The organism is Stenotrophomonas maltophilia, from assembly GCF_006970445.1.
GTDB lineage: Bacteria > Pseudomonadota > Gammaproteobacteria > Xanthomonadales > Xanthomonadaceae > Stenotrophomonas > Stenotrophomonas maltophilia_AU.
Map to the genome: position 1 here is coordinate 4387373 of NZ_CP033877.1, position 24620 is coordinate 4411992.

Here is a 24620-nt window from a genome sequence, read left to right on the forward strand (position 1 = left end):
ATCTCCTTGTCGAGGGTGCGGGAGTAACGGGAACGGTACGGTGGGGCGGTGGATCACTCGCTCCAGCGGCGGAACACCAGCGAGGTGTTGATGCCGCCGAAGGCGAAGTTGTTGCTCATCACGTACTCGGCCTGCAGTTCGCGGCCCTGTCCGGTGATGAAGTCGAGCTGGCCGCAGCGCGGATCGACCTCGGCCAGGTTCAGGGTCGGCGCGAACCAGCCGGCGCGCATCATCTGGATGCTCAGCCAGGCCTCGAACGCACCACAGGCACCCAGCATGTGGCCGACGTAGCTCTTCAGCGAGCTGATCGGCACGCGGTTGCCGAACACCTGCGCGGTGGCCTGGGTCTCGGCGATGTCACCGTGGTCGGTAGCGGTGCCGTGGGCGTTGACGTAGTCGATCTGCGCCGCGTCCAGGCCGGCATCCTCCAGCGCCAGGCGCATCGCCTGGGCCATGGTGTCGGCGCTGGGCTGGGTGACGTGCTGGCCATCGCTGTTGGTGCCGTAGCCGACCACCTCGGCCAGGATGGTGGCGCCACGCGCCTGCGCGTGCTCCAGGTCCTCCAGGATCAGCGTGCAGGCGCCCTCGCCCAGCACCAGGCCATCACGGCCGGCGTCGAACGGGCGCGGGGTGGTCTGCGGCGCATCGTTGCGCACGCTGGTGGCGAACAGGGTGTCGAACACCGCCGCGGCGGTGGCATCGAGCTGCTCGGCACCGCCGGCCACCATCACCGTCTGCTTGCCGCTGCGGATGGCCTCATAGGCCGCGCCCACGCCCTGGCTGCCCGACGTGCAGGCGCTGGAGGTGGTGTAGACGCGCCCGGACAGGCCGAAGAACACGCCGATGTTGACCGGCGCGGTGTGGCTCATCATCTTCAGGTAGGTGGTCGCACTGATGCCTTCGGTGGTGAACTCGTTGAGCATGCGCCCGAATTCGCCGGTGGCCTCGTGGCTGCCGGACGAGGACCCGTAGGCCACGCCGGTACGGCCACTGCGCAGCACCGGATGCTCGTGCAGGCCAGCTTCGCGCAGCGCCACTTCGGTGGCGCGCACCGACATGATCGCGACCTTGCCCATCGAGCGGGTGGTCTTGCGGTTGTAGTTCGGCGGCAGCTCGAAGTCCTGCGCCGGCGCGGCCAGCTTGGTGTTCAGCCCGGCATAGACATCCCACTCGGGCATCGCGCGCACCGCGTTGCGGCAGCTGCGCAGGTGTGCCTCGATGGTCGGCCAGTCGTGGCCGAGCGGACTGATGGCGGCGGCACCGGTGACCACCACGCGACGATCGGCGGCCATCAGAGCATGCCCCCGTTCACCGAGATCACCTGGCGGGTGATGTAGCCGGCCGGTTCGGACAGCAGGAACGCCACCGTGGCCGCCACTTCGTCGGGACGGCCGACGCGGCCGGCGGGAATCAGCTTGAGCGCGTGTTCAACCACTTCGTCGTTGAGCATTTCGGTCTCGATCAGGCCCGGGGCCACGCAGTTGACGGTGATCTGGCGGCTGGCCAATTCCAGCGCCAGGGCCTTGGTGGCACCGATGATGCCGGCCTTGGCGGCACTGTAGTTGACCTGCCCGCGGTTGCCGGCCAGCCCGGACACCGACGACAGGGTGACGATGCGGCCCGGCTTGCGCCGACGCACCATCGGCATGATCAGCGGATGCAGCACGTTGTAGAAGCCATCCAGGTTGGTGTGGATGACCTGGTCCCAATCGTCCGCCGACAGCGCCGGGAAGGCGCCATCGCGGGCGATGCCGGCATTGCAGACCACGCCGTAGTACGCGCCATGCGCTTCGACATCGGCCTCCAGCGCGGCCCGTGCGGCCTCGCGGTCGGCCACGTCGAACGCCAGCACGCGGGCCTGCTGGCCCAGTGCCTGGATCTCGGCCATCACGGCCTGCGCCTCTTCCACGCGGCTGCGGCAATGCACCACCACGTCGAAGCCGTCACGCGCGATGCGCAGCGCAATGGCCCGGCCGATGCCCCGGCTGGCGCCGGTCACCAGCACGCTTCGATTCCCTGTCATGCCTGTCCACTCTCCAGATAGGCCATCGCGTCGGCCGGTTCGAACACCGACACGTTGGCTGTCGCCCATTCTTCCTCGCCTGCCAGGATGCGGCAGGCGAACATCCCCAATCCATTGTCACCCAACAACTCGCAGCGCGCCTGTACGCGCAGCCGCGAACCGCTGGGGAAGCTGCTGCGCAGGCAGCTGTAGCGGCGGCTGCCGAGCAGGAAGCCCAGCTGCGGCGGCCTGCCGGCGGCGCGCGCGCGGCAACCGGCCCAGGCCGCGATGGCCTGTGCCATGTATTCGATGCCGACCCATGCCGGCACCTGGCCATCCTCGACGAACAGGCCGGCCTCGGGCACCACCAGTTCGGCCTCGATGGCGTCCTGGTCCCACTGTGTGATGCACTCCAGCAGGCACATGTCCTGGCGATGCGGCACCACGTCTTCGATCGCGTACAGCGTGTTCATCGACGCTCCAGCGCCAGCACGGCATTGCTGCCGCCGAAGGCGAACGAATTGCTCAGCACCCGCCGCGGCGGCTGCGCCAGGCGGGTGGCCGGCGCGACCAGCGGCAGCACCGGCAGTGCGGGGTCGGCCACACCGTCCCACCAGTGCGGCGGCAACTGCTGCTGCGGGTTCTCGGCCAGCAGGATCCAGCACAGCGCCGCCTCGATCGCACCCGAGGCGCCCAGCGTATGGCCGGTCAAGGGCTTGGTCGAACTGGCCGGCACCTGGTTGCCCAGCACCTGCGACACCGCCAGGCTCTCCATCGCATCGTTGTGACCGGTCGCGGTGCCATGCAGGTTCACGTAGTCCACTTCGTCGGCGGCCCAGCCGGCACGCAGCAGCGCCTGCTGCAGGGCGTCGATGGCCCCCAGCCCCTGCGGGTCGGGGGCGGACATGTGGTGCGCGTCGGCCGACTCGCCCCACCCGGCCAGACACACCGGCCCAGGTTCGCGGGTGAGCAGGAACAGCGCGGCACCCTCGCCGATGTTGATGCCGGCACGATGCTGCGAGAACGGATTGCAGCGCAGTGCCGAGACCGATTCCAGCGCGCTGAAGCCGGCCACGGTGAAGCGGCACAACGAATCGGCGCCACCGGCGATCACCGCATCGACGATGCCGGCGCGCAGCATGCGCGCGGCCGACATCAGCGCCTTGGCACTGGACGAGCAGGCGGTGGACAGGGTCCATGCCGGCCCCTGTGCACCACTGCGCTGGCGCACGAACTGCGCGGCGGTGCCCATTTCCTGCTGGGCGTAATCGAAGCCCTGCGGCCACTGCCCCTGTTCGGCGTGGCTGCGCAGTGCATGCTCGGATTCACCGATGCCCGAGGTGCTGGTGCCCAGCACCACCGCCACGCGCTCGGCGCCATGGCGGGCGATCGCCGCGGCCACTGCCGGTGCGATCTGTGCCAGTGCCACGTCCAGCAGAGCGTTGTTGCGCCCGCGCAGGGCCACCGGCAGGTCATCCAGGGTCGGCAGCGGCGTGCGTACTTCTCCCAGCGCCAGGGTGCGCCCCGGCAACAGGCTGTCGTTGTCGCTGAGCCCGCCCGGCGCGTCGGCGAACAGTGCCGACGTCACCGCGGCGCGGCCATCGCCGAGCGCACAGACCACACCCAGGTCGTTCAGGTAGATCGGTGCGCTCATCGGTCCGGCCCGGCCATGTCGATCGATTCGATGCGCAGCGCATAGCCTTCGGCGCGGTTGTCCAGCTGCACGCTGCCATCGTCCAGACGCTGCAGCTGCAGCCACACCGTGCCATCGCGCGACAGGCTGCGCTGATGGCCATCATCACTGACCTGCCAGCCGGCCGGCAGCGCAGCGGCAATGGCCGCGGTCGGCCACAGCGCGAACTGCAGGTCATCCAGCACGCGCTCGGCGCGCACCTGCGGCGGCAGCCATGGCGCGCGCTGCTGGGTCAGCTGCTGGCCGTCCCATTGCAGGCGCACGCCGGTCTGGCCCATCGCCTGCACCGCCAGCTGCACCTGCTGCGCGTCGGCTTCCAGCAGAGCGTCGAGGTCGCGCTCATGCGTGCCGAAGCGGAAATGCAGCTGCTGCTGCAGCGCCAATGGCGCCGGCAGGCTGGCCGGCGACAGGCGCAGCGGCGGCAGTTCCACCTGCGGCTTCGGCATGCGACCGGCGCAGGCGGCCAGCAGCAGGCACAGCATCAGTGCTGCGGTACGGGCGATCACGCGCTGCACAGCTGCTCCAGCACGCGCATGCGGCGGCCACTGTCGTCGGCCACATACGGGTTGTTGGTGTCCCAGGCGTAGCCGGCCAGGATGGAACTGATCATGTCGCGCACTTCGGGCTGCTGCTGCGGGTGGTAGATGATCTTCTGGAAGCCGCCCTCATACCAGCTTTCGACGAAGCGGCGGAAAGTCTTCACGCCGGCGCGCAGCGGGATCGAGAACTCGGCTTCCCAGTCGACGGTTTCACCGGCATAGCGGCGCGCCAGGCACTCGCTCGCCAGCTGCGCGGACTTGAAGGCGATGGTGACGCCGGAGGAGAACACCGGGTCGAGGAACTCGCCGGCATTGCCCAACAGCGCGTAGCCCGGGCCCCACAGCGAACTGACGTTGGCCGAGTAACCGGTGATGCGTCGCACCGGCAGCACCGCCCATTCGGCGTTGACCAGCAGGCGGGTCAGGTTGGGGTCCTCGCCGACGATGGCCTGCAGCTTCTGCAGGTCGTCGCCCTCGTAGCACTCGAAGAACGACGGCTCGGCGACCACGCCCAGCGAGCAGCAGCCGTTGGAGAACGGGATCGTCCAATACCAGACGTCGATGTGTTCGGGGTGGGTGGTGATCAGGATCTTGTTGCGATCGAAGTCCGCTTCGGCCGGAATGTTGTCGCGCACGTGGCAGAAGATCGCGCCGCGCACCGGGAAGTTGGACGGCGTTTCCAGCTGCAGCAGGCGCGGCAGCAGGCGCGCGAAGCCCGAAGCGTCGAGGATGAAATCGGCCTCGATGCGGTACTCGCTGCCGTCCGGGCGCCGCACGGTCACCGCCGGCTGCTCGCCCGCTTCGACCGACAGCACTTCATCACCGAAGCGCAGCGTGGTGCCCATGCGCTCGGCGCCGCGTGCCAGCACGTTGTCGAAGTCGGCGCGCTGCACCTGGTAGGTGGTGCCCCAACCCGGCGAGAACTTCTTCCTGAAGTCGAACGCGGTGCGTGCCTCGCCATGCACGAAGGCGGCGCCGTTCTTGTGCTGGAAGCCGGCTTCGACCACGTCCTGCAGCAGGCCGGCGGCCTCGATGTACTCCATGCTCTGCGGCAGCAGGCTTTCACCGATGGAGAAGCGCGGGAACTGCTGGCGCTCCAGCATCAGCACCTGGCGACCCTGCTGGCGCAGCATCGCCGCAGCCACGGAACCGGCCGGGCCGGCGCCGATGATCAGGATTTCAGTACGTTCGACAGCATCCACAGCAGTATTCATCGGTGCGTCCTTGTTGCTCGATCAAGTGGAAAGAAGGAAGTCGGAGAACAGGCTCAGGCCGGCGGCAGATCGTGCGGCGGCGGCCGGAACAGCGGCGAGATCAGCCAGACCAGGCCGATGCCGAACAGCAGGGTCAGGCCGAACGCGCGCAGCGCCGGGGTCTGGGACAGGCCCAGCAGGCCGAACGACAGCCAGGTGCTGGCCGCGCCCACGCACACCGCCAGCCAGGCACTGGCATCGCCGCGGTGCTCGATCAGGAAGATGCCGTAGTCGATGCCCATGCCCAGCAGCAGCATCAGGGCCAGCACGTTGAACAGCTGCAGCGGCTGGCCGAACAGGCCCAGCAGGCCGAGGGTCAATGCACCGGCAATCAGGGTCGGTGCGAACACGCGCCAGGCCTGGCGGCGGTAGCGCAGCCACAGCGCGCCGAATACCAGCACGATGCCGACCAGCAGCAGCCCGCCCATCAGCTTGCGGTAGTGGCCCAGCAGCTGCGAGAAGTCGGCGGTACGGTCCACCCAGCGCACACCGGGCAGGCCCTCGGCCGCCCCACGCAGGGTGGTCAGCGCATCGGCGCGCGACAGGTCATCGACCATCACCACGCTGATCATCTGCCCGCCGACCTCACCCACCCACAGGTGGCGGAACGGCTGCGACGCCGGCGAGGCCAGGAACGCCTCGGCGGTCAGCGGGGTAGCGGCGAAATCGGGGCGCGGCAGCGGTTCGCCGACTGCATCGGATACCGCATCCAGCACACCCGGTTCCACCTTCGCGGTCAGCGCGGCATCGGCCTGCTGGCGTGCCGGCGACGGCAGCCAGTCGCTGATCGCGCGGTAGCCACCAATCCGCTGGTCGTGGGCGAGCGCACGCAGGCGTTCGGTCAGCGCTTCTTCGCGTTGCAACAGCTGGGCAGCGTCACTGCCCTGCACCAGGTAGAACTGCGCCGGGCTGGGCATGCCCAGCAGCTGGCTCAGGCGGATCTGCTGCGCCATCAACGCCGGCGGCGAGGACTGCAGGCTGCGCAGGTCGTCGTTGCTGTGCAGGCGGGTGATGCCGATGGCGGAGAACGCCAGGGCAATCAGCACGAACACCGTCACCGGGCGACGGCCATGCAGGCGCGGGAAGCGTTCCAGGGTGTTGCCCAGCCACTGCGAGAAACGGGTCTGGCGGATCTCACCGCCATCCAGCCACGGGAACCAGAAGATCACCGTGAGGAAAGCAGCGGCCAGGCCGACCACCGAGAAAAGTGCCATCTGGCGCAGGCCCGGGAACGGGGCCAGGCCCAGCGCCAGATAAGCCAGCGCGCTGGTCAGCAGGGCCAGCCACAGGCCCGGCAGCAGGTGCCGCAGCAGCTTCCAGCGGCGATCGGCCGGCTCGGCCTGGCGCGAAGCGAACCAGTGGATGCCGTAATCCTCGGCCACGCCCACCAGCGACGCACCGAACACCAGGGTCAGCACGTGCACCTTGCCGAACACCAGCACGGTCACCGCCAGCGCCACGCCACAGCCGATCAGCAACGACGCGGCGACCAGCAGGATCGGCCGCAGCGAACGGAACGCCAGCCACACCAGCAGCAGCACCGCGGCCAGCGAGCCCCAGCCGATCGTATTGATCTCCTGGTTGGCCTGCACCGCGGCCGCCTCGGCGTGCAGCGGCACGCCGGCATGCAGGATTTCCAGCTCCGGCGCTGCCGCCTTGGCAGCCTGCCCGGCACGTTCCAGCAGGCCATCGAGATGGCGCTCACCATCAAGCTGGAACGCCGAACCCGGCGTATCGAACTGCAGCGCCGCCCAATGCTTGCCCTCGGCTTCAAGCAGGCCGTCATCGCCCAGCCGCAACCCCGACCCCTGCGCCTGCTGCTGCCACCATTGCGGCCACAGCGACAGCGGATCTTGCCGCCAGTCGGTCAGGCGCGGGGCGCCCATCGGGCCGTACAGCGCGGCCAACGCCTGCTCGGCCAACGCGGCCGGTTCGCTGCCCTGCAGCTGCTCGCGCTGGGCCGGTGTCAGCAGGCGGTCGCGGTACGGCGCGTAGAACGCGCGCGCCTCGTCGAACCAGCCTTCGATCGAACCACTGGGCACCAGCAATGCATGGTCGGCGTCCTGGGCCATGGCCGCAGCGAAGGCTGCCTGCGCGCGCTTGGCGGCGGCGCCGTCCTTGCTCCCCAGCAGCACCACCACCTGGCGCGAGCTGCCGTCGGCGATGCGCCGGGTGACATCACTCAACAGGCGGTCATGCGCATCCTGCGGCAGCAGGGCGAGGATATCGGTGTCGATCCGCGACTCCTGGCTCCACAGGCGCCACTGCTGCGCGCCCATCACCAGCAGCACCAGCAGCCAGGCGATGCCCAGCCAGTGCCACCAGCGCCGCAACCGGTCCGGTGCGTTCGATGCCACGACCTCACTCAAAGCGGCGGGCCTCGTCGGCGTTGAGCGTGGCCGGTGCCTCGCTCAATTCGCTGAACTGGATCTGCGTGCGGTCCTTGTTGGCCTCGACGATCTCGACCTGGCGCACGTAGCGGTCACCCTGCAGGGTCAGCGACTGGAACGCCTTGGCCAGCATCGCCGACTTCGGCGTCAGGCGCAGTCGCCAGCCCTGCCCTTCACGGCTGGCCGCCACGTTGAACTGGCTGGACAGCGCCTGCACGTCGCCGCTCATCAGTGCGAACATGATCGCGTTGACCGAACGCATCGCCGGCTGCTGCCGTGCATCGAGCTCGACACGGGTGCTGCCATCGCGCTGGCGGCTGAGGATGCGGTCGGCGGTGACCACCACTTCGGAAGGGAACGGCTTGAGCGTGGTCCAGATCACGCCGTGCTGGCGCGCGACCACGAACTGGCCCTGCGAGCGCAGCGGGTTCTTGAAGCCGCTGACCTGCTTTTCCTGGCTGAACTGGCCACGCAGTACATCTGGCCGCGCCACCGCCTGGGTGATCGCATCGATGGCGGGGTCGGCGGCCTGCACGCGCGGTGCGGCAACGAGCATCAGCGCGCACAGCAGCACGCTGGGAAGACGGGCAAGCATGGTCACGGCGCAGGCACTCCCAGGCGTTCCCACAGTACCGGCGGGCACTGGTACAGCATTTCCTTGCTGGCCGCGTCCACCGCGACCTGGATGGTCATCGCGCGGGTCAGCACCTGGCCACTCTGCGCATCGACGATTTCGTACTCGATCTTCAGCCGGTTCTCCCATTCCACGATGCGCGCGATCACGCGCAGCGCCTGGTTGAACAGCAGCGGGCGCACGTACTTCACCCGGGCATCGACCACCGGCCACAGGTAGCCCGATTCGAGCATCTGCGGGTAGTCGTAGTCGTAGCGCCCGAGCAGCGCGCAGCGCGCGATCTCGAAGTACTTGAAATAGTTGCCATGCCAGACCACGTTCATCGGATCGCAGTCATGGAAGGCGGGGGTCAGCGCAATCTCGCCGACCCGTTCGATGGCCTCATTCACCGGCATACAGCTCCCAACGTTGCGCGCGGATCTCCACCAGCAGTTCCCGCAGTTCGCGATCCAGCGCGCGGTCTTCTTCAACCAGGGCGATGCGCTGCCCCAGGTCGGCGTACATGTCGGCCAGACTGCCATGCAGCTGCGCGTTCAGGCCAACCCGTTCGCGCAGGGCCAGGCCCTGGCGGGCGGCGATCAGCATCGCGGCCACCACCTGTTCAGTCAGCTCGATCACGCGCAGGCAGTCGCGCGCGGCGATGGTGCCCATGCTGACCTTGTCCTGGTTGTGGCACTCGGTGGAGCGCGAAAACACGCTGGCCGGCATGGTCTGCTTCAGCGCTTCGGCAGTCCAGGCCGACACGCTGATCTGCAGCGCCTTCAGGCCATGGTTGATGGCCGCGCGCGGGCCGGTGGCCGCCGACAGGTTGGCCGGCAGGCCATGGTTGTAACGGGCATCGACCACCAGCGCCAGCTGCCGGTCGAGCAGGTCGGCAACGTTGGCCACGGTGTTCTTCAGGGTGTCCATCGCCAGCGCGATGTGGCCGCCGTAGAAGTGGCCGCCATGCAGGATGCGCTCGCCGTCGGCATCGATCAGCGGATTGTCGTTGGCACTGTTCAGTTCGGTTTCGATCAGCTGGCGCAGGAACGGCAGGCTGTCCTCCAGCACGCCGATCACGTGCGGCGCGCAGCGCAGCGAATAGCGGTCCTGCAGGCGCTGTTCATTGCGCGGCGGACGCTCGCTGTGCAGGTCTCTGCGCAGGCGCGCGGCGATGCGGCCCTGGCCCGGGTGCGGCTTGGCCGCGAACAGGGTTTCATCGAAGTGGTGCGCGTTGCCATCGCTGGCCAGCACGTTGAACGCAGTCAGGCGCGTGGCCATGCGTGCCAGGTAGTCGGCGCGCTGCCAGGCCAGGCAGGCCAGGCCGGTCATCACCGCGGTACCGTTCATGATCGCCAGGCCTTCCTTCGGCCGCAGCTTCAGCGGGGTCATGCCGATCTTCGCCAGCACCTCGGCCGCAGGCTGCACGCGGCCGTCGTGCAGCACCTCGCGCTCGCCGCACAGCACCGCCGCCACGTAGGACAGCGGCGTCAGGTCACCGCTGGCACCGACCGAGCCTTCGGCCGGAATCATCGGCAGCACGTCGTGCTGCAGCAGCGTGGCCAGGCCCTCCAGCAGCGGCACGCTGACACCGGACATGCCGCGCACCAGCGAGGCCAGGCGCGCGGCCAGCACCGCACGGGTCTCGACCGGGTCCAGGTAACGGCCCAGGCCGCAGCCATGGTAGGTGTACAGGTGGTGCGGCAGTTCAGCCACCAGTGCCGGCGGGATGTTCACCGTGCACGAATCGCCATAGCCGGTGGTCACACCGTAGATCACGCCATCCTCGCGCAGCAGGCGGTCGAGGAAGTCGGCACCACGCTGGATGTGCGCGCGGAACGCCGGCGCGTCGCTCAGCGCGGCCTCGCACTGGCGCTGGGCCAGGGCAACCACGTCTTCGATGGTCAACGGTGCATCGCCAAAGCGGCACACGGGTACGGCGTCAGTCGTCATGCGGAGCCTGATCCCAGAAGGGGAAGAAATTGAACCAGTCCAACGGGGACTGGATGACCTGGAGTTCCAGCCAGCGCGCGAAGCGCTGTGCCTGTTCTGCCAGTGCGGCGTCGCGCGAACCACGCGGCAGCACGATGCGTTCGGCGAACTGTTCAAACGCCACGCGATAGCCTTCGCCCTGGTGCAGGCAGGCCATGGTGTAGACCGGGCAACCCAGAGCGGCGGCGAGCACATAGGCGCCGATCGGGAACGGGGCGCGGTGGCCAAGGAAATCGGCGGTGACGCTGCGGCCGCCCTGCACCGGCGTACGGTCGCCGACGATGGCGACGAAGCCACCCGCCGCCACGCGCTCGGACAGCATCACCGCCGTGGCCGGCCCCATTTCGGTCACCTGCACCAGTTCCACCGCCGCCAGCGGGTCCAGCCGCTGCAGCAGGCGATTGAAACGCTGCGCGTGCGCGGTATGCACCAGCACGGTGATGCGGAACCCCGGCACTTGCTCGGCCAGCACCTGGCACAGTTCCAGGCAGCCGATGTGCGCGGTGAGGATCAGCCCGCCTTCGCGGCGCGCGATCTTCTCCAGCACCAGGTCGCGATGCAGGTGGATGCGTTCGGCCGGATAGCGCCCGCCCAGGCCGAGGATCTTGTCCAGCATCGTATCGGCGAAGGCGAAGAAGTGGCGCAGGCTGTCACGCCGTGTCGGCGTGCGGCCGAGCACGCCGCTGTATGTCTGCAGCCGCTGCAGGTACTGCATCGAAGCCTGACGGCCGACGCGGTTGCCCAGCCAATGGCAGGCCACCACCGGCCACACGCACAGGCGGAACGGCCAGCGCCCGAACCAGCGGTGCACCCAGCACAGGAACAGCACGCCGGCCACCGACGTCGATTCGCCGATGTCGGCCCAGTGCGGGGCACCCTGCGCGGCCGCCATCTCAGCGCTGCCCCCGCAGGCGGCGCCACAACAGGCGCGGTGCGCGCCAGAGCATGCCGAAGAACAGGCGGGTGTGCATGCGGCTGATGCGCACGTTGTCGCGCCACACATCGAAGTGCGACACGCCATCGGCGGGATAGGTCACGCGCGTGGCCAGGTGCTCGACCGGCAGCCGGCGCCAGTACAGGCGCACCATCACTTCGGTATCGAAATCCATGCGCCGGCCGATGGTCTCTTCACCGATCAGGCGCAGCACCGGCGGCAATGGATACACGCGGAAGCCGCACATGGTGTCGCGCAGGTGCAGCGACAACGTGTTGATCCAGACCCAGACGTGGGTCGCGTAGCGGCCATACAGGCGTGCCTTGGGAACACTGGCGTCGTAGGCCGGAATGCCGCAGATCACCGCATCGGGATGCGCGCGCGCGGCCTCGATGAAGCGTGGCAGGTCGGCGGTATCGTGCTGGCCGTCTGCATCGATCTGCAGCACGTGGCTGTAGCCACGCGCACCGGCCTCGGCAAAACCGGCCAGCATCGCCCCACCCTTGCCCTGGTTGACGTCCAGGCGCAGCAGATCGACCCCCTGGCGCTGTGCCAGCGAGCGCAGCACCGCCGCGCAGGACGCACGCGAACCATCGTCGACCAGCAGGCAGGGCAGGCCCGCGGCCTGCACGCCGTCGACCACCGCCACGATGGCGTGCTCGTGGTCGTAGACGGGAATCACCACCAGTGGCGCGAACGCGGCACCGGCAACGGCCGGGTCAGTCCGCATCAGCGAAAACCACCTTGCCGCTGGCATGCACACCGTGGCTGGAGGTGTAGCGGAAGGCCAGCACGTTGCGTGCGGCATCCCAGTCCAGCTGCAGGGTCAATTCATCTCCCGGGCGGGCCACATGCTGGAACTTCACTGCGTCCATGCGCAGGAATGCGGTCGGCATCGCGAACGCCTGGCGGCCGAAACGCACTGCCCAGTCCAGCTGTGCCACACCGGGCAGGATCGCTGCCTGCGGGAAATGACCCTGGAATGGCCGCAGCGCCGGATCGAGGGTCATGCGCAGCGTGGCGCTCGCAGCATCGCGGCGGTCCCAGACCGGCACCGGCATCAGTGGCTGGAACAGCGCCGCCAATGCCGCCTGGGTCACCTTGCCCTGCGCGTTGATCGGCAACGCCTGCACCAGGCGCCAGCGGCGCGGCCGGGTCACCGCGTCATGCGCATGCGCCAGGCGGGCGCCGAGGCGTTGGCCCAGCGCACGGCGCGCGGCGTCGCCGCCGTCCAGCAGCGCCGGATCGGCCGGCACCACCACGGCGGCCAGCTGCTCGCGCTGCCCAGGCAGCACCAGCACGCGTGCGTCATCCACTTCGGCGTCTTCGCGCAGCGCGCGTTCCAGCGCATCCAGCGAGACGCGGCGTTCTTCGATCTTGACGATGCGGTCGGCGCGGCCCAGCAGGCGGAAGCGGCCATCGGCCAGGGCTTCAACACGGTCCTGGGTGCGCCACCAGTCGGGGGTTTCCAGATGCGCCGAGGCCACCGCAAGGCAGCCGTCGTCGATCCGCCACTGCACGCCCGGCAGCGGCTGCCACGGCGGCAGGTCGGTATCCCAGCGGCGCCAGGCGATACCGCCGGTCTCGCTGCTGCCATAGACCTCGGTCGGGGCCACGCCCAGCCACTGCCGCACCTGCCGCGCAGCATCCTCCGGCAATGGGCCACCGGAGGAGAACACCGCGCGCAGGCGGCCATGCAGACTGGCCCAGTCGAGCTGCCCGGGCAGGCGCTTGAGGTGGGCCGGCGTCGCCACCAGCACCGTATCGGTGCCGGCCAGCGCGCCCACCAGGTCTTCGTGGAAGAACCGGCGCGGATGGATCAGGCGACCGGCGGCCAGCGGCCACAGCACGCGGAACAGCAGCCCGTAGATATGCTGGTGGGACACCGTGCCATGGACCTGCACGCCTTCCATCTGCGCGCCGAACGCGGCCTGCAGCGCCTCCACTTCGCGCGCCAGCTGGTCCAGGCGCTTGCCGATCGCGCTGGGTTGGCCGGTGCTGCCGGAGGTGAACACGCACAGCTCGCAGGCGCGCTCGTCCAGCGCCTGAAGTTCATCGTCCAGTGCAGCGTCCAATGCCGCCAGCGGGTGGTAATCAGCGCTGACATCACCCACGAAACCGCTCACCTGCGGCTGCAGTGCCTGCAGCGTGGCGGGCAGGTTGTCGGCGGCCAGGAATACCCGCTTGCCGGCATGCCAGGCACCAAACAGCGCCGCGGCGAAGGCCACGGCGTCATCGAAGTACAGGGCCCAGTCGCGGCCTTCGGCCGCCGCAAAGGCGGCGCGCCAGCCCAGCACGCACTGGCGGAAGCCGGCGTGATCGATCACCTCGCCGTCGCAGAGGCCGACGCCGCGCTGTGGCCGTGCCTCCAGCAGCAGCCGGTCCAGGGCAATCCACTCAGCCATGCGCGTGCGCCGCCTTCACCCGCCGCCGCACCAGCCACTCACCTGCGAACAACACGCCCATCATCACGTACGCCAACAATCCGTTGTAGAGCATCCAGACCCGGTCCGACGCATACAGCGCGGTCAGCAGGGCCAGGCTGCCGTTGAGAACGAAGAAGCCGCACCACACCTGGGTGACGCGGCGGGTATAGGTCACCGCGAACGGGGGCAGGTCCGGCTCCTGCAGCCGTGCCAGGCGCTCCACCAGCGGCGGCCCGAAGCGCAGGCTGGTGCCGAACACCGCCAGCATCACCACGTTGACCAGCGCCGGGTACAGCTTCAGCGGCAGGGCCTGGTTCAGCACGGTAGCCAGCACCGCCAGCAGGCCGGTACCGGCGGCGGCGGCCCACCACAGCGGCTGGCGCGTGCTCAGCGCACGCAGCAGGGCCAGGGTGAACAGCAGCAGCGACAGCCAGCGCGGCTCGAAACGGCCCATCGCCAGGTACACCAGCAGCGGGTAGGCAAGCGAAATCGCTGCCACCACGACGGTACGTGCGCGAGCCATGGCGAAGCCGCCGGCGCTGCGGTCAGGCGGCTGCCTGGTCCGGCAGCAGTCCATGTACGACATCAACGATGTCCTGCACGGTGCGCACGGCCTTGAACGCTTCCGGCTGCAGATTGCGGCCGAGCAGCGGCTTGAGCTGCACGATCAGGTCGACCGCATCGATGCTGTCGATGTCCAGGTCGTCGTACAGGCGGGCCTCGGGGGTGATCCGGGCGGTTTCGATCTCGAAGCTGTCGGTCAGGATGCTGACGATGCGTTCGAACAGTTCATTCTTGGTCATGGCAATTCCTGGCGCCGTTACGACTGGCGGGCGGCGACGAACTCGCCGAGCGCGCGCACGCTGGAGAAATGGCGACGGGTTTCTTCCGAATCGGCCGAGAGGCTGACACCGTACTTCTTCTGCAGCGCCAGGCCCAGCTCCAGCGCGTCGATCGAATCCAGGCCGAGGCCCTCGACGAACAACGGCGCGGTCGGATCGATGTCCTCCGGCGTGATGTCCTCCAGCGAAAGGGAGGAAATGATCAATTCCTTGATCTCGTGCTCAAGTGCTTGCACGGGGCGGATCTCCAGACAGGTCGAAATAACGAGAAAGGTGCTCGGTGACGCGGCGTGCTGCCAAGGCATCCCCCCTTGGCGAGTCGTCATCGGCCAGGAAGGGCGCGATCGGGATATCTTCGCCGATCTGCAGCCGAACGTGAAAGCGACGTGAGGGGACACGATACCACTTCTGTCCCTTGGTCAACGTGGGCGGGGTGCAGGTGATCCGCACCGGGGTGATGTCCAGCCGGCCGCGGACGGCGATGTTGGCGGCCCCGCGCTGCAGCCGCGGCGGCTGGCCCGGCACGCTGCGGGTGCCCTCCGGGAAGATCACCAGGGTGCCGCCGGCATGTACCGCCGCCACGCAGTCATCGACTAGGCCGGCCCCGTCATCATTGGCGATGTAGCCGGCCGCCCGCACCGGGCCGCGCATGAACGGATTGCAGGCCACGGCCCGTTTCACCACGCAATCGGCATTGGGCAGCAGCGAGATGAGGCAGACCACGTCGATCAGGGTCGGGTGATTGGCCAGAACCAGCAGACCGTCACGCTGCAGGCGTTCACCGCCCTCGATCTGGTAGGTCATCACCCCCAGCGCCCGCATCAGGCGCAGGTGGCTGGCAAAGGCGACCTGGACCACGCGGCGGGCCCGGCGGCGGCGGACCACCGGGTCGCGCATCAGCAGCAGCACCGGCATCACCAGCACGCCCAGCAGCAGGCCGCCCACGCCAAATGCGGCAAAGCTCAGGCCGGTGCCAAGCACCCGCCAGGCGTGATCGAGACGGCGCAGCGCCTCAGCCACGGCGCCCCCAGCGCCAGCGCTGGCCCTGGGTCACGTGCTCCAGCGCCGGCGCGCCGGACAGCAGGAAGCGGTGCAGGTCCAGCGCGTGCGGCAGCGTGCCCGGGGAGGTGGCAGGGGCGTCCGGTGCCGCCTCCCACTGCAGCGAGAGGGTCGGCTGGCCCGGCGTCGGCGCGGTCAAACGCCAGCACCAGGCAAAGAACGGGTCGGGTTCGTCGGCGAACGTCGCGTAAATTTCGGGAAGCGGCGATTCATAGACCACCACCCGCACTTCGCGGGCGCCATCGGCCAGCAGGCCGGCCGCCTCCAGGCAGGCGGTCTCGACCGTAGCCTGGCCGGCGGCCAGCGCCAGGTAGTTGCCGCGGTGGCCGCGGGCGATCGAGTACAGCGCAGCGATCGCGTTGTGTACCGACAGGCCGAACCCGGTCGGCGACAGCGGCTGCTCGCCGACCAGCGCCCCCAGCAGGTCCATCGAACGGGCCACGTCGCCGTGGCGGCTGGCGAACACCAGCGGCACCTCGCTGCCGGCACCCTGCCCGTCCTCGCACCAGCATGCGGCCTGGATCGCCATCCGGCCCAGCCGCTCGATGCGGCGGCGCTGCATCGCCGGGATCTCGGGCAGCGCCGGCGCGTCTTCGCCAGCGGGCGGATACGGCGCATCGGCCCAGCCCAGCCACTGGCTACGCTCGCTCAGGCCGGGCGCCCAGGCTGCCCAGTCGACGATGGAGAATTCGATCATTTAGCGAAGGTGCTTCAACAGGAGAACGATAGGCACGAGCCATTACGGCGACGCGCGGCGGCCCCCCATTCCTGCAGCCGTGCGTCCGTCCAGGACGTCGCCGGCTGCCCCCCTGGCCGCCGGAAAGGAGCGCACGCTAGCACGTCCTGCACGGGGTGTGCAGGTTTCACATTCCCCAACGCGGGGCCCGGCACCGGCGGGCCCCGTTTCAATCGATCAGTGGTAACCGGTATCGGCGTGCACCTTGCCGCGGAACACCCGGTACGACCACGCCGTGTAGCCGAGGATGACCGGCAGCAGAATGACCAGCCCAACCAGGGTGAAGCCCAGCGAGGAGGCCGGCGCGGCGGCCTGCCACAGGGTCATCGACGGCGGCAGCAGGTAGGGCCACATGCCCAGCACCAGGCCGAGGAAGCCGAGCACGAACAGGGCCAGGCTGAGCAGGAACGGCGGCAGATCGCGGCGCGGATGGGTCGCGCTGCGCCACAGCGCGGCCGCCACCGCCAGGGTCAGCAGCGGCACCGGCGACAGCCACCAGAAGTTGCCGTCGCTGAACCAGCGCGCCATCAATCGCGAATCGAGAAACGGCAGCCAGCTGCTGACCAGGCCCATCGCCGCGATCACCGCCACCACCAGCGGGCGGGTCATCTGCCGTGCCAGCGCCTGCACGCGGCCCTCGGTCTTCAGGATCAGCCAGGTGCTGCCCAGCAGCGCATAGCCGGCCACCAGCGCAGCACCGGTCAGCATCGCGAACGGGCTGAACCAGGCAAACGCACCGCCCTGGTAAACGCCGTCCACCAGCGGGATGCCCTGCACCAGGGTGCCCAGGATCACGCCCTGGGCGAAGGTCGCCAGCAGCGATCCGAGGCCGAACGCCACGCTCCACAGCCGGCGTGAACGATGCGCCTTGAAGCGGAACTCGAACGCCACGCCGCGGAACACCAGCGCCACCACCAGCAGCAGCACCGGCAGGTACAGCGCCGACAACAGCACCGCATAGGCCTTGGGGAAGGCCGCCAGCAGGCCGGCGCCACCCAGCACCAGCCAGGTCTCGTTGCCGTCCCAGATCGGCGCGGCAGTGTTCATCATCAGGTCCAGCTGTTCCTCGTCCTCGGCGAACGGGGCCAGGATGCCGATGCCGAGCACGAAGCCGTCCAGCACCACGTACATCAGCACGCCGAAGCCGATCACTGCGAACCATGCCACCGGCAGCCAGGTCATCAGGTCCATGTCAGCGCTCCTCCAGCGGTTCGTCGGCCGCCGACAGTGGGCGCGCCGGGGTGTGGCTGCCGTGGTCCAGCGACGGCCCTTCGGCGTACGGCTGCGGCCCATGGCGCAGGATCTTCACCAGGTACCAGATCCCCCAGCCGAACACGAAGGCGTAGCCGACCACGTAGACGCCCAGCGACAGCGCGGTCATCCACGCGCTCTGCGGGCCCACCGCATCAGCGGTGCGCAGCACGCCATACACCACCCACGGCTGGCGCCCCATCTCGGTGACAAACCAACCGGAGATCAACGCAATGAAGCCGCTGGGCAGCATCCAGTTCCAGCCGCGCAGCAGCCACGGCGAATCCAGCAGCTTGTTCCGCCACAGCTGGAAGGCCGACACCCAGGCCAGCAGCAGCATCAGCGTGCCCAGCCCGACCATGATGCGGAAGGCGAAGAACACCGGCGTCACCGGCGGCCGTTCGCTGGCCGGTACCGAGGTCAGCGGATCGAAGGTGCCGTCCAGCGAATGGGTGAGGATCACGCTGCCCAGCTTCGGGATGGCCACTTCGAAATCGTTGCGCTCTTCCTTTTCATTGGGCAGTGCGAACACCACCAGCGGCACGCCCTCGCCTTCCCTGGTTTCATGCCAGTGCGCTTCCATCGCCGCGATCTTCATCGGCTGGTGCTTGAGCGTGTTCAGGCCATGCATGTCGCCGACGAAGATCTGCACCGGCACGGTCAGTGCGGCGAACGCCACGGCGGCGATCAGCATGCGCCGACCCGCTTCCACGTGCGTGCCCTTGCGCAGGTACCACGCGCCCACGCCACCAATCACGAAACAGGTGGTGATGAACGAACCCAGTGCCATGTGCGCCAGGCGGTACGGGAACGAGGGATTGAACACCACCTGCCACCAGTCCACCGGATGCACGATGCCGTTGACCATCTCGTAACCGGCCGGCGTGTGCAGCCAGCTGTTGGACGACAGGATCCAGAACGTGGAGAACAGCGTGCCCAGCGCCACCATGCAGGTGGAGAAGAAGTGCAGGCGCGGCGAGACCCGGCCCCAGCCAAACATCATCACGCCGAGGAAGCTGGCTTCCAGGAAGAACGCGGTCAGCACTTCATAGGTCAGCAGCGGGCCGATGACCGTACCGGCCACCTCGCTCAGCCGCGGCCAGTTGGTGCCGAACTGGAAGGCCATGACGATGCCACTGACCACGCCCATGCCGAACGACACCGCGAAGATCTTCTGCCAGAAGAAATACAGCTCGCGCCACACGGGCAACTTCGTGCGCAGCCAGCGCCATTCGATGAAGGCCAGCCAGCTGGCCGTGCCGATGGTGAAGGCGGGGAACAGCACGTGGAAACTGATGACGAATCCGAACTGGATCCGGGACAACAACAACGCGTCCAAGGGACGCCTCCTGCCTGCGACCGGTGGGATACCGGACCACTTTAGGAGGATTTCGTTAAGCCGGGATGCGACCGGGTGACGCGCTGCTTCACTTTGTCGCAGGGTGGCGTGAAGGCCGCCGGGCATGGCCCGGCGCTACCGATTGACCGCTCTGGTAGCTGCCAACCTTGGTTGGCACACACCCGGGCGCCGACCAGGGTCGGCATCTACCCACTGCGATTGAAACGGCCCCTTGCCCGGCAGTCGCCTCAGTGCCAGAAATACCATGCCGCTGCAGCCAGCAATGCGCCAAACAACAGCACCTGCACCACCACATAGCCCACGCCGCTGTCGCGCGACTCAGCGGTAATGCGCTTCTGCAGCGCCTCGCTTACATCCGGTGTCTCTTCCTGCTGCGCCTGCTCACGCAACGCCTGTGCCAGCGCGCGCGCTTCCGCATCGCGAGGGTCGGTCGATGGGTTCACAGCAGCTCTCCGGCGGTGGCATGCCGCGTCAGTTCCTGCTTCAGGACCTGGCGCGCGCGGTGCAGGTGGCTCTTGATGGTACCGCGTGCCAGCCCGGTCACCTGTTCGATCTCGGCCAGATCGAAATCCTCCAGGTAATGCAGCCCGACGATCAGACGCTGCGGTGCACTCAGCCGTTCCAGTGCCGCGCCAAGCTGGCGCCCGGCCTGCAGGGCCTCGCTCAACTCGGCGGGCCCGGGGCCTTCATCGCCGATCCCCAGTTCCTCCGGCACCTCCACCGCCACCATCCATTGCGCCTCCAACCGCCGCCGGCGCAGGTGCTGCAGTGCAGTGGTGTAGGCAACCCGGGAAACCCAGGTGCGCAGCGAGGATTCAAAGCGGAACCGGTGCAGCTGGCGGAACACGGCCAGGAAGGTTTCCTGCAGCAGGTCAGCGACCTGGTCGCGGTCGCCCACCATGCGTCCGATCACATGCGCGCAGGTGCGCTGGTGGGTCTCCACCAGCTGCGTGAAGGCCGACTGCGAGCCATCGATGATGGCCCGCACCTGGGCCTGGTCCGCGTCCAGCGGTTCGGCGGGTGCTGCCTTCGCCGCTGCATCGTGGGTGCGACGGCCCCGCAGTGCCGACAATGCTTCGCCGAGCAGGCTCATGCGCTAGGCGCCCCCTGTGCCCGTGGCATGTCCTGGCTCAGCCCTTGCGTGCGGCGGGGCGGGTGAAGTGCCAGGCCAGCAGCTGGCCCAGGCCAGCACTGCCGACCAGCGCGGCGGCGGCGCCGAAGGTCAGGTCACGTGCACCGATGGCTTCCAGCAGGGCCATGGCCAGGGCCAGGCAGACCAGGCTGATACCCCAGCGCAGCGCGCCCTGCCGGCGGCGTTCCTCTTCCAGCACGGCCAGCGAGCGGATCACTTCCTCCGGCACGTGCGGGGCCACCAGCTTGCTGCGCGCGCGCGCATCGGCAATGGCATGGATCGCGTAGGCGATGCAGATGAAGAGGGTGATCGGGATCAGTTCCTGCATGGTCGGGCTCCTGTTCGGTGGATGATGCGGGTTCAGGAGAATGGATGCGCGACCACGGCAACCGGTTGCACTAGGTGTCTGCCACCTCGTCGCTGGTGCCGGGCGCGTCCACCGGGTCCGGGAAGTAGGTCTCCACCTGAAAATCCAGCTGCAGGTCCGCCATGAGTCGCAGCAACTGCTGATCCAGCACAAAACCCGCCCATGCAGTCTTTCCAAAGATGCCGACACGCAGGCCGATCCCGGCCCCCTCCTGCAGCAGTTCCCTGATCACGTCGGCGCGTTCGCGCAGGAGATCGATCAACGCCGGCCAGGCATCCATCAGCCAGCCGTCCCTGCCCCTCTCCAGTACGAACACCACGCGGGTCTCCGTATGCACCCTGATCAGGCTGCCGTCGCGATCCCGGTATTCGGTCCCGACATCTCGGGAAAACGCGGGTTCCAGATCCAGTCGGGCGGCAATCCCGGCGCCTGCCTCTGTGGGGTGCTGCACGCCCAGAGAGATCCTGTAGTCGTAGCAGTACATATCGGTTCCATCCGAAGGGAATGGCCATCATGCCGCACACGCCGTCGCAGCAACCCGGGCGGTGCCATTTTGCCGATTCCGCTGCCATGACCTGTGGCCCCTGCCCCGGGCCCGTGCGGCTGCTACGCTTGCCCGGTTTCCTCTTCTGGTGCCGTCCGCCCATGTCCCGAGTGCTGCCCCTGTCCCTCCTGCTGTCGGCCGTGCTGGCCGCACCGGCTGCGCATGCTGCGCCGACGCCGATCACCATCGAACAGGCCATGGCCGACCCGGACTGGATCGGCCCGCCGGTCGAGAAGGCCTGGTGGTCGTGGAACAGCCAGCAGGTGGAGTACCAGCTCAAGCGCAACGGGAGCCCGGTGCGCGATACCTTCCGCCAGCCGGTGGCCGGTGGCGTGGCCGCGCAGGTGGCTGATGACCAGCGCGGCACCCTGGACGTGGCCGAGCCGGTCTACGACCGCAGCCGCAGCCGCAGTGCCTTCGTGCGCAATGGCGATGTGTTCGTGCGCGACCTGCGCAGCGGCGCGCTGACCCAGCTGACCCGCAGCAACGAGCGCGCGGGCAACGTGAACTTCGCTGCCGACAACGGCGTGATCTGGCGCGTCGGCCAGAACTGGTTCCACTGGACCGCCGCCAGCGGCGTGCAGCAGGTGGCCAGCCTGAAGGCCGAGAAGGATCCGCGCACGGCGCCGAAGGCCGACGTGCTGCGCGACCAGCAGCTGCGCACGCTGGAAACCCTGCGCCGCGACCGCGACCAGCGCGAGGCACTGAAGGACCAGGACCAGCGCTGGCGCCAGGCCGACCCGACCCGCGCACCGGGCCCGGTGTACCTGGGCGCCGACGTCGAGATCGGTGACAGCGTGCTGTCGCCGGACCTGACCCACCTGATCGTGGTGACCAAGCCGAAGGACTTCGACGACGGCCGCACCAGCAAGATGCCGCTGTACGTGACCGAATCGGGTTACGAGGAAACCGAGGACACCCGCACCCGCGTCGGCCGCAACGGCTTCGAACCGCACACCCTGTGGTACGTGGACGTGCGCACCGGCAAGGCCGAAAAGGTCGCGCTGGGCAGCCTGCCGGGCATCAGCACCGACCCGCTGGCCGAGCTGCGCCGCAAGGCCGGCAAGGACGCGCTGAAGGGCGAACGCAGCGTGCAGGTGATGAGCGACTTCATGGGCGGTGGCATCCGCTGGAGCGCCGACGGCCAGCAGGCCGCAGTGATGCTGCGTGCCAACGACAACAAGGACCGCTGGATCATCAGCGTCAACGCAGCCGATGGCCGCGTGCAGAACCGCCACCGCCTGACCGACAACGCCTGGATCAACTGGGGCTTCAACGATTTCGGCTGGATGGCCGATGGCCGCACGCTGTGGCTGCTGTCCGAGGAATCGGGCTTCTCGCACCTGTACACCCAGGCCGGCACCGCCAAGCCGCAGGCGCTGACCAGCGGCAAGTGGGAAACCTCGGCGCCGGTGCCGTCGGCCGATGGCAAGGGCTTCTACTTCCTGTGCAACCAGCAGGCGCCGCATGACTACGAAGTCTGCGCGGTCGACACCGGCAACCGCCAGGTGCGCGAGCTGACCAGCCTCAACGGCGTGGAAGACTTCTCGCTGTCGCCGGATGGCCAGCAGCTGCTGGTGCGCTACTCCGGTGCCTACCTGCCGCCGCAGCTGGCGGTGCTGCCCAGCACCGGCGGCCAGGCACGCGTGCTGACCGATACCCGCACCGCCGGCTACAAGGCGCGCGAGTGGATCCAGCCGAAGCTGGTGGCGGTGCCGTCCAAGCATGGTGCCGGCGTGGTCTGGGCCAAGTACTACGAGCCCGAGCACAAGGAACCGGGCCGCAAGTATCCGATCGTGATGTTCGTGCACGGCGCCGGCTACCTGCAGAACGTGCACCAGCGCTACCCGGCCTATTTCCGCGAGCAGATGTTCCACAACCTGCTGGTGGAAAAGGGCTACATCGTGCTGGACATGGACTACCGCGGCAGCGAGGGCTACGGCCGCGACTGGCGCACGGCCATCTACCGCAACATGGGCCACCCGGAACTGGAGGACTACAAGGACGGCCTGGACTGGCTGGTCGACACCCAGCAGGGTGACCGTGACCACGCCGGCATCTATGGCGGTTCCTACGGCGGCTTCATGACCTTCATGGCGCTGTTCCGTGCACCGGGCACCTTCAAGGCCGGCGCCGCGCTGCGCCCGGTGGTCGACTGGCACAACTACAACCACGGCTACACCAGCAACATCCTCAACACCCCGGACATCGATCCGGAGGCATACCGCGTGTCCTCGCCGATCGAGTACGCGCAGAACCTGCAGGACAACCTGCTGATCGCCCACGGCATGATGGATGACAACGTGTTCTTCCAGGACTCGGTGCACCTCACCCAGCGCCTGATCGAACTGCACAAGGACAACTGGTCGATCGCACCGTACCCGCTGGAACGCCACGGTTACGTGCGTGCCGATTCCTGGCTGGACCAGTACAAGCGCATCCTCAAGCTGTTCGAGCAGAACCTGAAGTGAGCAACGCCGCGGCCACGATACGGATCGTGGCCGCGGTCATCCTGGATGACCGCGGCCGGGCGCTGCTGGTGCGCAAGCACGGTGCCCACCGCTTCATCCAGCCCGGTGGCAAGCCCGAACCCGGCGAAGCACCGCTGCAGGCGCTGGCGCGCGAGCTGGACGAGGAACTGGGCGTGCAGCTGCGCATCGCTTCGGCCATCGCGCTGGGTACATTCGAGGACTGGGCAGTGAACGAGCCCGGCCACCGCGTGCAGGCGCAGGCCTGGTGGGTGCAGGTGGACGGCACGCCGCAGGCACGCGCCGAGATCGCCGAACTGGCCTGGGCTCCACTGCAACCGCCGCATGGCCTGCCCTTGGCACCCTTGAGCGAACACCATATCCTGCCGGCGGTCGCCACCCGGGTGACGGCCCGCTGAGCAGGCGGGCGCCGACTGCAAGGACATCGGATGTCAGTGCCGCTCCCGCCACTTCCCACGCCCGCCGCTCCCGCCGCTCACGCCTGGGTGCGGCCGATGGCGCAGGCTTCGTTCTGGCTGTGCCTGCTGCTGACGCTCTACTTCGTGCTGCAGGCGCTGCTGGTATGGCCACTGCACGGCACCGCGCTGTGGCAGTCACTGGCCGGAATGGCGCAGGCGCACCGGATGCACAGCGTCACCTGGCTGCTGGCCCACCCGGTGGGCGCCTCGATGATTACCGCGCTGATCTGCCTGGCCTCGACCGCCGCCAGCTGGGGCCTGCTGCGCGAACGCCGCTGGGGCCTGTGGGGCTTCGTGGCGCTGTTGCTGCTGAGCGCACTGGCCAACTTCGCGATCGCCTGGTGGCTGGACGCATGCATGCGCGATCTCATCGCACTGCTGGCCGATGACCCGGCCCTGCAGCAGGAGCTGCAGCCGCGGCGCTGGATGGTCACCTCCATCGTGGTCGGTACCTCGATCCTGTTCCTGGGCCTGCAGGGCTGGCTGGCCTGGCGCCTGCTGCGGCCGGACATCCGCTCCCGCTTCCACTGAGCCCTATCC

General features: G+C 68.5%; 27 protein-coding genes. 3 read left to right on the forward strand and 24 right to left on the reverse strand.

The features are described 5' to 3' along the window. Window positions 1-53: 53 nt before the first annotated feature. The 24 genes from EGM71_RS20105 to EGM71_RS20220 form a co-directional block, all read right to left on the reverse strand. Window positions 54-1292 (reverse strand): beta-ketoacyl-ACP synthase, encoded by a 1239-nt coding sequence (locus tag EGM71_RS20105; RefSeq protein WP_014038923.1) that lies wholly within the window; start codon window positions 1290-1292, stop codon window positions 54-56. Continuing rightward, on the reverse strand, window positions 1292-2023 hold the full coding sequence (locus EGM71_RS20110; protein ID WP_188486700.1) for a 3-ketoacyl-ACP reductase FabG2: 732 nt from the start codon (window positions 2021-2023) through the stop codon (window positions 1292-1294). The genes EGM71_RS20105 and EGM71_RS20110 overlap by 1 nt, the downstream gene beginning before the upstream one ends. Beyond that, entirely contained in the window at window positions 2020-2475 is a 456-nt protein-coding gene (locus EGM71_RS20115) for a hotdog family protein (protein WP_188486702.1), read from the reverse strand. Before EGM71_RS20115 ends, EGM71_RS20110 begins: the two co-directional genes overlap by 4 nt. Further along, window positions 2472-3656, reverse strand: a complete 1185-nt coding sequence (locus EGM71_RS20120) for a beta-ketoacyl-ACP synthase (RefSeq protein WP_188486704.1) — start codon at window positions 3654-3656, stop codon at window positions 2472-2474. The genes EGM71_RS20115 and EGM71_RS20120 overlap by 4 nt, the downstream gene beginning before the upstream one ends. Continuing rightward, the gene (locus EGM71_RS20125; RefSeq protein WP_188486706.1) at window positions 3653-4210 is read right to left on the reverse strand and encodes a DUF3261 domain-containing protein; all 558 of its coding nucleotides are present in this window, start codon (window positions 4208-4210) and stop codon (window positions 3653-3655) included. The genes EGM71_RS20120 and EGM71_RS20125 overlap by 4 nt, the downstream gene beginning before the upstream one ends. Beyond that, complete coding sequence (locus EGM71_RS20130) at window positions 4198-5448, reverse strand: NAD(P)/FAD-dependent oxidoreductase (protein WP_188486707.1); 1251 nt, start codon at window positions 5446-5448, stop codon at window positions 4198-4200. The genes EGM71_RS20125 and EGM71_RS20130 overlap by 13 nt, the downstream gene beginning before the upstream one ends. Window positions 5449-5501: 53 nt before the next feature. Continuing rightward, the gene (locus tag EGM71_RS20135) at window positions 5502-7856 is read right to left on the reverse strand and encodes an MMPL family transporter (protein ID WP_188486709.1); all 2355 of its coding nucleotides are present in this window, start codon (window positions 7854-7856) and stop codon (window positions 5502-5504) included. Next, window positions 7849-8472 (reverse strand): LolA family protein, encoded by a 624-nt coding sequence (locus EGM71_RS20140; RefSeq protein ID WP_188489925.1) that lies wholly within the window; start codon window positions 8470-8472, stop codon window positions 7849-7851. Before EGM71_RS20140 ends, EGM71_RS20135 begins: the two co-directional genes overlap by 8 nt. Window positions 8473-8474: 2 nt before the next feature. After that, window positions 8475-8906, reverse strand: a complete 432-nt coding sequence (locus EGM71_RS20145; protein ID WP_014038931.1) for an acyl-CoA thioesterase — start codon at window positions 8904-8906, stop codon at window positions 8475-8477. After that, window positions 8893-10443 (reverse strand): HAL/PAL/TAL family ammonia-lyase, encoded by a 1551-nt coding sequence (locus EGM71_RS20150; RefSeq protein WP_188486711.1) that lies wholly within the window; start codon window positions 10441-10443, stop codon window positions 8893-8895. Before EGM71_RS20150 ends, EGM71_RS20145 begins: the two co-directional genes overlap by 14 nt. After that, a complete protein-coding gene (locus tag EGM71_RS20155) occupies window positions 10433-11374 on the reverse strand; it encodes an acyltransferase (protein ID WP_188486713.1) in 942 nt (313 codons plus the stop codon). The genes EGM71_RS20150 and EGM71_RS20155 overlap by 11 nt, the downstream gene beginning before the upstream one ends. Window position 11375: 1 nt before the next feature. Beyond that, the gene (locus tag EGM71_RS20160) at window positions 11376-12146 is read right to left on the reverse strand and encodes a glycosyltransferase family 2 protein (RefSeq protein ID WP_188486715.1); all 771 of its coding nucleotides are present in this window, start codon (window positions 12144-12146) and stop codon (window positions 11376-11378) included. Further along, window positions 12136-13821, reverse strand: a complete 1686-nt coding sequence (locus EGM71_RS20165) for an AMP-binding protein (RefSeq protein ID WP_188486716.1) — start codon at window positions 13819-13821, stop codon at window positions 12136-12138. Before EGM71_RS20165 ends, EGM71_RS20160 begins: the two co-directional genes overlap by 11 nt. Beyond that, on the reverse strand, window positions 13814-14365 hold the full coding sequence (locus EGM71_RS20170; protein WP_188486718.1) for a hypothetical protein: 552 nt from the start codon (window positions 14363-14365) through the stop codon (window positions 13814-13816). The genes EGM71_RS20165 and EGM71_RS20170 overlap by 8 nt, the downstream gene beginning before the upstream one ends. 22 nt (window positions 14366-14387) lie before the next feature. Then, a complete protein-coding gene (locus tag EGM71_RS20175; RefSeq protein WP_005411609.1) occupies window positions 14388-14645 on the reverse strand; it encodes an acyl carrier protein in 258 nt (85 codons plus the stop codon). Between the two features lie 17 nt (window positions 14646-14662). Further along, window positions 14663-14920: a phosphopantetheine-binding protein gene (locus EGM71_RS20180; RefSeq protein ID WP_005411610.1), complete on the reverse strand. Its 258-nt coding sequence runs from the start codon at window positions 14918-14920 to the stop codon at window positions 14663-14665. Further along, entirely contained in the window at window positions 14907-15704 is a 798-nt protein-coding gene (locus EGM71_RS20185) for a lysophospholipid acyltransferase family protein (protein ID WP_049416042.1), read from the reverse strand. The genes EGM71_RS20180 and EGM71_RS20185 overlap by 14 nt, the downstream gene beginning before the upstream one ends. After that, a complete protein-coding gene (locus EGM71_RS20190) occupies window positions 15697-16440 on the reverse strand; it encodes a beta-ketoacyl synthase chain length factor (protein WP_188486720.1) in 744 nt (247 codons plus the stop codon). The genes EGM71_RS20185 and EGM71_RS20190 overlap by 8 nt, the downstream gene beginning before the upstream one ends. A gap of 216 nt (window positions 16441-16656) precedes the next feature. Then, the gene (gene cydB, locus EGM71_RS20195) at window positions 16657-17670 is read right to left on the reverse strand and encodes a cytochrome d ubiquinol oxidase subunit II (protein ID WP_100441889.1); all 1014 of its coding nucleotides are present in this window, start codon (window positions 17668-17670) and stop codon (window positions 16657-16659) included. A gap of 1 nt (window position 17671) precedes the next feature. Further along, window positions 17672-19069, reverse strand: a complete 1398-nt coding sequence (locus EGM71_RS20200; protein ID WP_188486722.1) for a cytochrome ubiquinol oxidase subunit I — start codon at window positions 19067-19069, stop codon at window positions 17672-17674. Between the two features lie 248 nt (window positions 19070-19317). Next, on the reverse strand, window positions 19318-19533 hold the full coding sequence (locus EGM71_RS20205) for a hypothetical protein (RefSeq protein ID WP_188486724.1): 216 nt from the start codon (window positions 19531-19533) through the stop codon (window positions 19318-19320). Continuing rightward, window positions 19530-20183: an RNA polymerase sigma factor gene (locus EGM71_RS20210; protein ID WP_188486725.1), complete on the reverse strand. Its 654-nt coding sequence runs from the start codon at window positions 20181-20183 to the stop codon at window positions 19530-19532. Before EGM71_RS20210 ends, EGM71_RS20205 begins: the two co-directional genes overlap by 4 nt. A 37-nt stretch (window positions 20184-20220) precedes the next feature. After that, window positions 20221-20550: a hypothetical protein gene (locus EGM71_RS20215; RefSeq protein WP_005414880.1), complete on the reverse strand. Its 330-nt coding sequence runs from the start codon at window positions 20548-20550 to the stop codon at window positions 20221-20223. A gap of 70 nt (window positions 20551-20620) precedes the next feature. Beyond that, window positions 20621-21073, reverse strand: coding sequence for a hypothetical protein (locus EGM71_RS20220; RefSeq protein WP_188486727.1), 453 nt, complete (start codon window positions 21071-21073; stop codon window positions 20621-20623). Between the two features lie 161 nt (window positions 21074-21234). Here EGM71_RS20220 and EGM71_RS20225 point away from each other — a divergent pair, with 161 nt between their 5' ends. The 3 genes from EGM71_RS20225 to EGM71_RS20235 are packed head-to-tail and all read left to right on the forward strand — an operon-like array spanning window position 21235 to window position 24611. Further along, entirely contained in the window at window positions 21235-23604 is a 2370-nt protein-coding gene (locus tag EGM71_RS20225) for a S9 family peptidase (protein WP_188486729.1), read from the forward strand. Next, window positions 23601-24020, forward strand: coding sequence for an NUDIX hydrolase (locus EGM71_RS20230; protein WP_119006932.1), 420 nt, complete (start codon window positions 23601-23603; stop codon window positions 24018-24020). Before EGM71_RS20225 ends, EGM71_RS20230 begins: the two co-directional genes overlap by 4 nt. A 30-nt stretch (window positions 24021-24050) precedes the next feature. After that, window positions 24051-24611 (forward strand): hypothetical protein, encoded by a 561-nt coding sequence (locus EGM71_RS20235; protein WP_188486731.1) that lies wholly within the window; start codon window positions 24051-24053, stop codon window positions 24609-24611. Window positions 24612-24620 lie beyond the last annotated feature (9 nt).

Excerpts from the sequence above, each read along its gene's own strand:
- EGM71_RS20105 (WP_014038923.1), bottom strand. The coding sequence starts at position 1,292 with ATGGCCGCCGATCGTCGCGTGGTGGTCACCGGTGCCGCCGCCATCAGT.
- EGM71_RS20110 (WP_188486700.1), bottom strand. The coding sequence starts at position 2,023 with ATGACAGGGAATCGAAGCGTGCTGGTGACCGGCGCCAGCCGGGGCATC.
- EGM71_RS20115 (WP_188486702.1), bottom strand. The coding sequence starts at position 2,475 with ATGAACACGCTGTACGCGATCGAAGACGTGGTGCCGCATCGCCAGGAC.
- EGM71_RS20120 (WP_188486704.1), bottom strand. The coding sequence starts at position 3,656 with ATGAGCGCACCGATCTACCTGAACGACCTGGGTGTGGTCTGTGCGCTC.
- EGM71_RS20130 (WP_188486707.1), bottom strand. The coding sequence starts at position 5,448 with ATGAATACTGCTGTGGATGCTGTCGAACGTACTGAAATCCTGATCATC.
- EGM71_RS20140 (WP_188489925.1), bottom strand. The coding sequence starts at position 8,472 with ATGCTTGCCCGTCTTCCCAGCGTGCTGCTGTGCGCGCTGATGCTCGTT.
- EGM71_RS20145 (WP_014038931.1), bottom strand. The coding sequence starts at position 8,906 with ATGCCGGTGAATGAGGCCATCGAACGGGTCGGCGAGATTGCGCTGACC.
- EGM71_RS20150 (WP_188486711.1), bottom strand. The coding sequence starts at position 10,443 with ATGACGACTGACGCCGTACCCGTGTGCCGCTTTGGCGATGCACCGTTG.
- EGM71_RS20155 (WP_188486713.1), bottom strand. The coding sequence starts at position 11,374 with ATGGCGGCCGCGCAGGGTGCCCCGCACTGGGCCGACATCGGCGAATCG.
- EGM71_RS20160 (WP_188486715.1), bottom strand. The coding sequence starts at position 12,146 with ATGCGGACTGACCCGGCCGTTGCCGGTGCCGCGTTCGCGCCACTGGTG.
- EGM71_RS20165 (WP_188486716.1), bottom strand. The coding sequence starts at position 13,821 with ATGGCTGAGTGGATTGCCCTGGACCGGCTGCTGCTGGAGGCACGGCCA.
- EGM71_RS20170 (WP_188486718.1), bottom strand. The coding sequence starts at position 14,365 with ATGGCTCGCGCACGTACCGTCGTGGTGGCAGCGATTTCGCTTGCCTAC.
- EGM71_RS20175 (WP_005411609.1), bottom strand. The coding sequence starts at position 14,645 with ATGACCAAGAATGAACTGTTCGAACGCATCGTCAGCATCCTGACCGAC.
- EGM71_RS20190 (WP_188486720.1), bottom strand. The coding sequence starts at position 16,440 with ATGATCGAATTCTCCATCGTCGACTGGGCAGCCTGGGCGCCCGGCCTG.
- cydB (WP_100441889.1), bottom strand. The coding sequence starts at position 17,670 with ATGGACCTGATGACCTGGCTGCCGGTGGCATGGTTCGCAGTGATCGGC.
- EGM71_RS20210 (WP_188486725.1), bottom strand. The coding sequence starts at position 20,183 with ATGAGCCTGCTCGGCGAAGCATTGTCGGCACTGCGGGGCCGTCGCACC.
- EGM71_RS20215 (WP_005414880.1), bottom strand. The coding sequence starts at position 20,550 with ATGCAGGAACTGATCCCGATCACCCTCTTCATCTGCATCGCCTACGCG.
- EGM71_RS20220 (WP_188486727.1), bottom strand. The coding sequence starts at position 21,073 with ATGTACTGCTACGACTACAGGATCTCTCTGGGCGTGCAGCACCCCACA.
- EGM71_RS20225 (WP_188486729.1), top strand. The coding sequence starts at position 21,235 with ATGTCCCGAGTGCTGCCCCTGTCCCTCCTGCTGTCGGCCGTGCTGGCC.
- EGM71_RS20235 (WP_188486731.1), top strand. The coding sequence starts at position 24,051 with ATGTCAGTGCCGCTCCCGCCACTTCCCACGCCCGCCGCTCCCGCCGCT.